Below are 8,430 nucleotides of genomic sequence, written 5' to 3'. Positions count from 1 at the left end.
GGCTGCTTTCCCAAAGTCGCGTTAACAGTGCGGTGTTTTGATTTATTAGACTCCATATATTAACCTCCACCAGCACCACCAGAAGCACCACCAGCGGCGCCACCACCGCCTCCACCAATAATCAAATTTGCCAGAATATCGCCCATAGTCACTGCAATTAAGATAATCATTGGTGTACGGGCTAAATTCTGCCAATCCTCGTCCTGACGGGCGGCTTGAACAACTCTTACCAAAGAAATTCCTAAGTAAAGTATGAACAATCCCCGTAGTACGTTGAAGGATAGAGTGATAGCTTCATCAGCACCCGTAAACTGCCCAGTCATCCAAGTTTCTGCACTTTGGAAGAACTGCGCGCGTGCAGGAGTAGCAAAGGCATCGAAAAATAAAGCCGTTCCAATCAATATCAATGAAGTGCTTGTAATCTTATAGCGATTGTTAAACGTTACGAGATAATTCAAGCATCGATTGAACTTGCGGCGCCAAATTATTGCAACTCCACCAATAGCAAACATGCTCAACTGCACAATGCCTGCCAAACTCTGATTAATCGTTACATCCAATATCATCACTCCACTTGCTATCACGGATAAAGGATAAATTGGATATTTGAGAAAATTAAGCTTCGGTAAAACCGAATTTTTATTGTTTGCGTTTGAGTGCATAGTCAACCAAAACAACGAGCGTGTTATCTCCCCTTTTACCTCCCTTAGTGGTGAATAAAAATCAGCCAAATGTCTGATATTGTTAAACCATTTTTATTTGAATGAATTATCTAGAATTAAGTTATTTATGCTACGTCAATAAAGTCATTATCTAAGTAATAATTGGTAATTATATTGGTTTACTTGTATAAATATATAGCGTATTTTACGCACTAAGACTTAAAATAAGTAATTTAAGCTTCAATCGCAATCTGCGTAGTATACGTAGAAAATAATGACTAGTAGGTAACTTAATAACTAGCCTTATTCGTTCAGTTATCTTTAATCAGTAACCGCTGAAATCCGGATACAGCAATGATTATAATTATTTATTTATTTTAGTTACTGTAGTTACTGATTAAAAATATAAATTATAAGTAAAAATAAATGCAATTTTCCATGCTTTATATTCAATTCAATTAGGTTGGCGCCTGTTATCAAATTATTTAACAGACAATGGCTATGGCTAGAAATGCAAAAAGCCACTATCTAAGCGGCTTTCATGCGTTACTATAAATTTTCATTCATAGAAGAGCGGAGTATTTGAAGTAAGTAGAATAATTTATGTTAACAACCGTTTTACCGAAATCTTGATTTCTGGAAACGAAACAGGGCTTATTTCTCCATCGACCAGTGTTACTTCGTCAGTATAACTTCCGTTAACTGGGTTACGAAAAACTTTGAGAACGTGATTCTGTAAATCCACAACCCAATACTCTAAAATGCCAGCCACAGCATAAGCTTTTTTCTTGGGGTCTAAGTCTTTGTTTAGGCTGGTGTTTGAATATTCAATAATCAAAAAGACGTTTTCAGGGTACGGGTGGCGAGTTCGATAAATCGTTCTTAATGGCTGGACAATTGCCACGTCCGGCTCTGGCTCTGAACCAGTTGCAGGTATTGTAATAGGTTTTGCACTACGTAAAGAGTGCTTTCTCGCCAATTAAGGGACGCAAATAGTCGCCTGCATCCGTACTCAACTGAGCATGTTCAGGACCTTCTGGTGGCATCTCAACAATTTCTCCGTTTAATAGTTCGACATGACGGTTTTTCAAAAGACCGACTTGAATCATTAGGTGATAGTCATCAAGTGTCCACTTGGCAGTAGTCACAGTCATAAAGTGCCAGTCCTTCCTTGTTTTGGAGATTCTACTACATATTTTATGCTTGTGCCGCTTGTTTTGACGAAAGCGCATTTTTACAAAAAAAGATAATTTTGTCGTATGGGAGTAGAAACTACAGTAACAGCAGCTTAAAAAATTCTTGGAATTATTGTTGTATCTACATTACAGCAGTTACTATGATGCATCTTATTGTTGCGCTAGTTACCATTTTTTGAGGCGCCTCCCAAATCTAACATTACGCGGCAGATTCTGCTGCTAATAGTGTAAGTTTTAGGACACCATTTATTTCTACAATGGCGCCGGAACTTCCATAACTTCAAGTACTGTTTCAAACCATCTCAAGTGTTGAACTGTCTTATCACGTCCCTTTGCCGTACCTAATGTTAATTGCGAGTGTGGCTTACCTTTTTCAGTAGGCAGATAATCAGGATTGCCTTCTGGGTTACGAACTTGAAAACTCTGTTCAATCAATAGTTTATTAACTCTCTGTGCTGAATACGTTTCACAAGTAAGTTCAGTTAATATTTCACCTAACTGTGTAGGCGCCAGTAATTTATCTTCCACCGGGACAAGCAGCATTAATTTAGCTTCTTCTGCTTCTGAGCGTAGATGAGGATATCTTTTCCCGATTGCGTTTAGTTTGGCGCCTGCGACTAATTTTGGTTCTAAGCCAGCTTTACCAAGTGTTAAATCTAGTAAGGTTGATATTTCTTCCAACGATGGTATCGGAAGCTGTGACTGTTGCGGCACCTCTATTACTGATTGAGATGAAATAAGCTGGCGTAGCGCGCGGTTTGCCCAAATACGGAACTCGACGCTCACCCACTGCGCGCAGTCAATCGCTACTTCCGAATGTACCCAAGTGCCTTGATTTTGTTTGTCATTACCACCTTTGATTGATATCACCAACCCCGAAATCGGAATCCCGATATCGGCAGAAAGTCCCTCCAAATAGGCTTTTGTAGAATCAAGTGCTGCATAATGCCCCCATTGCTTCTCGTTCGCTTGACACATCTGAGTCACATTAACATAAGAAGCAGGAACATCATATTTACCAATTTTTGTAGTTTCAGTTAGTTGGCAAATAGCCTGATTATTCCAGTTGTGAGTTAACATTTTTACTCCTGTAAAATTCTCTATGTAAGTAAGAAGGAAGCGCCATGAAAGATGCATAACGCCCTATAATTGCTGCAAATTTTTATGCCAAAATGCCGTTAGCTCTTATCGTCGGAGTCGTGTAAATCATGATTAAAACTTCCTTCAAAGCTACTGAGCCGTTCCCTCAAAAAATCGATTGGAATTTCTACACAACTACGAACAAGCATTTCTGGTGGTTTCGGCATAATAATCTCTCCATTTATATCAGCTTTGATATTCACTTTCCAGCGTTGGTAAGTTATTGAAGAATCACGGTCACAATGAAATTTCTGTTTACTATAAGTTTTCCCTCCTACTTTCTCAATCTGCTGCCGAATCATTTTTTGGCTATAAGGCAGGTCATTTTTAAAGTAACGCGACATCAACGACCAAACACCATGTAAATAAACAGCCAAAGATTTATAATTTCGATTTTCCAGATTGTTATCTTCTGTAATTAACCGACAGTTCCATTCACCAACTTCAGTTTGAGAACGAAGTATAAGCAATTTATCAATGAAATCATCAAGCGAAGATTTTTTGGATTCGTCTTTATTTGCATCATCACATAACAAAGCAAGATATTTCCAAACTTCTGATGATGATACGGCGCCACTGAGTTCAGCCAAGCGAAAAGCGTAGTAACCAATCAACGCCAAACTTGATGCAAATCGAGCGTGTGAAGCAGGAAGTTTTTCTATTAGTTGTGATTCCAAAACCTTAACTTCTGTTTGAGGATAACCTAATTTGATTAAATCAGGTAAAACACACGAACAAATGCGAGAAACTGAGCGTAATTCTCCAAAAGCAACTGGTTTAGGAGTTTGCTCAAAAACTAAACGAATTAATCTAGACAAAACAATTGGGTCATCGTCTCCAATCGAATAATTAGAAGCGACCATCAGGGGACTGTGGGGGTCTTGGTGATTCTCCCTTACAAACCTCGACCCACCACCATAATGCGTTTTAACTTGTTGACAAATCCAAGCGATTTGAGCTTTATCGGGGTCATCAAGAAACTGCGTCAATCCACCCATCAGCTTAAATCGTTCATGATAAGCACTTTCAGAGGTTTTATGAAGTGTTGCTCGATAGTCTAAACCTAGTAATGATAGTGCTATATTTGCTGCTACTGTTTTCCCTGTCCCAGCATCACCGTAAAGTCCTAATACTGGGAAAAAACCTTCTGACTCTTGAATTTCATCGTAAAATAGACCCGCAACGCTAAAAGCCATTGTAAAAAACGCAGGCATAAATCCAGATTCTTCAAAAAAATTTCTCATCCCACTAACTAAGCGTTTCAATACGCCCGTTTCAGCATTCTGATTTATTTGAGGAAGAGGTATTTTTTCTTTTGCAATCAAAGCATGGTTGAAAACCCAACCAGATTCTAACTCGGTAATAAAACGTCCCGAAGCAGATATTTGGCAATCTGGAAACACCCAAGTTCCATCCGCTTGACGACCGATGCGTTCTGATAGTTTATATACTTTACCTCCACGTGCGCGATAAGCAGCTATTTGTTTATGTAGGTATTTGTGAAGTTCTTCTTGCTTGAGCTTATTTACCAGGTAAACTTTTCCAGTGGAACGTGCTAAACAGTTAATAAAATCAGCAACCTTATGCAGCGCTTCCGCTGGTACTACCACTCGGTCTTGTTCTGTTACTGAGTCATAACTACGTTTGACCTGTAACATTAATCCACCAAATGCATTATTAGTTCCAACTAATTCGCGCTCAACAATAAAGCTGAAGCCAGCCTTTGGAATCCATTCCCATCCCAAATTCTCTTCTAAACCTTTCATTTTCTTCCGATACCCTAACTCTGAGCGATGAAGATGCTGTACTGGCGCCACCCAATCTCTGGTGTCAAACTGTGCATCACTATTTAATAAAGAATAGCGCATCTCTTCTGGCCACAGAGTTATCCATTCATTAACTGAAATATAAGTTATTTGGCATCTCAAACCTCGAATAATCAAGTCATCAATATCTAATTTATCTTTGGTAAATTGTCCCCACCAACCAATTCTTACTTTACATTCCCATTGTTGAAGTAACTTAACTGTTTCATAGTAACGGCGCATAATATGTTCGTTGGTAAGCATTCCAGCATCAACGTATAAATCAACAACCACATCTTTTATTGCAATATTTCTGTCTTGAGCAACTTTTTCTAAATAACGTCTAAGTAATTTTGGGCTACAGTCCCAAGCTGCTCCAGGCGCCCCAATTACTATTTGTTTTAGAAAACAAGCTACTGACCATGCTTTTAAAACTCCTTCAACAAAACCAACAGACTGTATTTCAACCGTCTGAGTCCGGCAAAATGTTAATGGCATTTCCCCATTATCCAAACGTGGACAGTTCCCATTAACTGGTGCAGAGGAACCCCACTTATATTTACCAGTCTCTCTATTATCTGGAAGTAATTGAAATGCGATTATTTGCTCTAACTCATTACGCATCGGTAAAAAGATACCTTTGGCGCCCCATAAATAGAACAAACCATCTCGCTTAACTACACCTGGTAAGTCGGCACTAACATTCGAGACTTGAATAGACTGCCATGAACGGAAACCTATGTATTCGATAAACTCACCTAATGAGCGCACGTCCCTTAAATGATTGCGGTGGGTTTCCTGTAGTTGAAGCTGACTTAATACTTGTCTATATTGCTTATCGCGCTCTGCATCGCTCAGAACTTTCTCTTGAGACGATTGTGGAAAATTTTCCATAAGCGTATTGGCGCCTTTTGGCTTGGGTTTATTGTAGCTCAAATTACTGCTATTGTTCCATTCCGGAAATAGTAACGGATATGCTTTTTGTACTGCCATTGCCCAAGATGAAGGCAAGCCAGTCAAATTAGACATATCCCTGGCTGATGCCTTTTTACCCCGGCATTGAAGCTCTTTTGCGGCTCTTAATAATTCATCGACAATAAGTGGCTCGATAAACTCGTGCCCCATTCCTTCGGATAATTCTCGAACATGAACGTAGCCAGAAGGCGCCACATCGGGGCTTGAGTGGTAGCAATAAATACTACCATCGCAATTCCTCTTACAACTCCCCGTCATGTTTTTACAGATAAGACAAGGACATTTTTTCGATGAATAACTACCTTTTTTTACCATAAACACCTGCTTTAATTTGGGCAGTAGGTAGTGGGCAATCGGCAATCGGCATTAAGAAATCTACTGCCGACTGCCCATACTTGACTGAACTATTTTCAAAAGATGGTGACAAACCCAGTCTGGTAAAGGCATTGATTCTGCTCGTGCGGCATCCTCAAATAAAGGTTGTAAATGTGATGGAAGGGTAAGGGTGAAATAAGAAGGGTTAGGCATCGAATTAACATGTTCCTCTATTGCTAATCGATGACTCCACTCTGGGCAATCAACTGCTCTTGAGGTAGGAGGTTGCTTCAAGAAATTTAATGAACCAAACTTATTACAGTAATAAATATGCTTATCTTCCCTTTTTTCCCCAGTACAAAATTTACAATTCCAGCAACTAATTTCTTGGTCATCTAATTTTTTCACGTTATTGTCGGGTGGAAGCGCTTTAAGGATTTTAGCCGCAGCATCTATACTTTTTTTGTTTAAACATGAGCGCAAATCAAGGGCAGACTCTGTTTTCCCAGATTGAATCAAATCGTCAATTTTTGTTACAATCTGTTTCGCTTTGGCATAGTTACGACCACTTCCCAAGCCAACAAGCTTTGCTACTTTGTTACGAGTTAGACCCCTTGACGAAGAAGGAAAATTTTCCACATGCGTCTTATCCACATTTCTTCCCAATTTTTGATTAGTAGAACAAGCTGCTAGCTGCTGTCGTTTCTTGGCTTTCTCCTTTTCTATCTGTTCCCAAGCAATGGCTTCACGCACTTTTTGCTCATTTGTCTTATTACGGTCGGCATTTTCCAGTAATAGTGCTTCCAATTCAGCTGAGGGGTTTGGAAACCGCCGAATTTCAACGCTTATACTGTTCCAGCCTAAGCAGAGTGCTGCTTTCCAATAAGGATAGCCATTAATAATGATATTGTGCTGGTTAATCAACAGCGGTCTAGGAAATTGGGAATTACGAATCCAGTTAATTACGTTAGATACGTCTACCTCTTCTCCATATATAGACATATAAAGAGGATGTGGCTTAAGCAATGCTGGGTCTACCGACCAAAATACAGAACAAGGTATTGAAGTTACGCTCATAAAAACATGGTGGTGTACAGAATTTGTTTTAAACGCGAACGAGTCCTATCTGGATTAGATTAAAATCGAGATAGCCTATTACTAATGGCTACAAAGGTACTACTCTTCGGTTGCCTGACCGCGTTTGAAGAGCAGGTTTATAAGAGCGAAAACCCTTATTTATTAAGGATTATAGCTTTTACCATTACTAAACCTTAGTTATCACTGACTGATTGTTTGGTCACATGCGTCCAGCTAATTAGTCACTATTCTAAATAATTTACCTTATTCGGTACACTCGAATTAAAGTTTTTACACTTATTTCCACCAAAAAAGTATAATTTTGAATATGACTACTAAAACAGAACGGTTAGCCCAACTAGTTAAGGAGTTACGAGGTACCACCTCCCAGCGTCGATTTTCGACCATCTTGGGTGTGAGTAAGTCCTGCGTCAACTTTTGGGAGTCTGGCTTGGCTTTCCCTGATACCGAAAATCTTGAGAAGCTAGCAGTGTACAAAGGGTGGACACTTGCCCAATTACAAACTTACTTAGTACAAGGTGAGTTACCGTCATCCGAACCTTTACAGCAAATTTTGAGTACATTACGTTCCCTTCCTACAGAAGCAGTCGCCATTGTTGCTTCTGCTGCAGTGGAAACGTTAGTTAGTCGTAGCAAGTCTCCTCAAACGGCGCCTAATTCGGTGTTGGTATCGGTAGATAAAGAGTGGTGATAGGTAAAAATCTCATAGCTCCAGTATGACAAATTGTTCGTTATCAAACCTATTTTGTGCAAGGTGATTTGTTGCTCTCGAACGAAGACAAACTGAGAAAACCGGAAACGCGCGCTTAACCATGCCACCTGGTTGCAATAAGCGAGAGATACTTATCTTGTTGGTTTTCCCTTGCTCATTGCTCCTCGTGCTTTGAAACAATGTATTTTCCTTATTAGTGTAGTATCGGCCATTTTGATTGCTCCACATCTATTACTCAAAAAGTTAAAAGCTATCTGGAGTCGGGCTGGGTATTTTACTTGAGCCGCATTGGCTAATTAATTAACCGTACTTGAATTAAGTTTAAAACAAATTTAGAGCTTGGCGCACGAATCTTTTTCTTATGATTTCTATATCTAACGACCATTAGTCTATATTCACGGAAACAATTTATACAGAATATTTGCAAATAATTTGTATATAATTACGCAGAGCTTGGCGCTAGTATGCAAGAAAATATTGCTTGATTTGCCTTACTATTAAAGGCGCCTTCGTTACAGCATCAGTAT

7 protein-coding genes are annotated in these 8,430 nt (G+C 39.4%); 1 reads left to right on the top strand and 6 read right to left on the bottom strand.

What is annotated here, in order from left to right:
- Positions 1-59 precede the first annotated feature (59 nt).
- The 6 genes from DSM106972_RS48045 to DSM106972_RS48025 form a co-directional block, all read right to left on the bottom strand.
- Positions 60-662, bottom strand: coding sequence for a hypothetical protein (locus DSM106972_RS48045; RefSeq protein ID WP_233787978.1), 603 nt, complete (start codon positions 660-662; stop codon positions 60-62).
- Positions 663-1,263: 601 nt separating this feature from the next.
- The gene (locus DSM106972_RS48040) at positions 1,264-1,641 is read right to left on the bottom strand and encodes a Uma2 family endonuclease (protein WP_325052287.1); all 378 of its coding nucleotides are present in this window, start codon (positions 1,639-1,641) and stop codon (positions 1,264-1,266) included.
- A complete protein-coding gene (locus DSM106972_RS55600) occupies positions 1,616-1,816 on the bottom strand; it encodes a PDDEXK family nuclease (RefSeq protein ID WP_325052286.1) in 201 nt (66 codons plus the stop codon). The genes DSM106972_RS48040 and DSM106972_RS55600 overlap by 26 nt, the downstream gene beginning before the upstream one ends.
- Before the next feature lie 294 nt (positions 1,817-2,110).
- Positions 2,111-2,938: a KilA-N domain-containing protein gene (locus DSM106972_RS48035; RefSeq protein ID WP_127087348.1), complete on the bottom strand. Its 828-nt coding sequence runs from the start codon at positions 2,936-2,938 to the stop codon at positions 2,111-2,113.
- A gap of 98 nt (positions 2,939-3,036) precedes the next feature.
- Positions 3,037-6,093, bottom strand: a complete 3,057-nt coding sequence (locus DSM106972_RS48030) for a DUF927 domain-containing protein (protein WP_127087347.1) — start codon at positions 6,091-6,093, stop codon at positions 3,037-3,039.
- Between the two features lie 60 nt (positions 6,094-6,153).
- The gene (locus DSM106972_RS48025) at positions 6,154-7,170 is read right to left on the bottom strand and encodes a hypothetical protein (RefSeq protein ID WP_127087346.1); all 1,017 of its coding nucleotides are present in this window, start codon (positions 7,168-7,170) and stop codon (positions 6,154-6,156) included.
- A gap of 328 nt (positions 7,171-7,498) precedes the next feature.
- Between DSM106972_RS48025 and DSM106972_RS48020 the strand changes: the two genes are divergently transcribed.
- On the top strand, positions 7,499-7,882 hold the full coding sequence (locus tag DSM106972_RS48020) for a helix-turn-helix domain-containing protein (protein ID WP_127087345.1): 384 nt from the start codon (positions 7,499-7,501) through the stop codon (positions 7,880-7,882).
- Positions 7,883-8,430: the final 548 nt, after the last annotated feature.

The organism is Dulcicalothrix desertica PCC 7102 (assembly GCF_003991905.1).
GTDB classification, from domain to species: domain Bacteria; phylum Cyanobacteriota; class Cyanobacteriia; order Cyanobacteriales; family Nostocaceae; genus Dulcicalothrix; species Dulcicalothrix desertica.
Note: the sequence above shows the minus strand (reverse complement) of the source record. Positions and strands in the feature narration are given on the sequence as shown.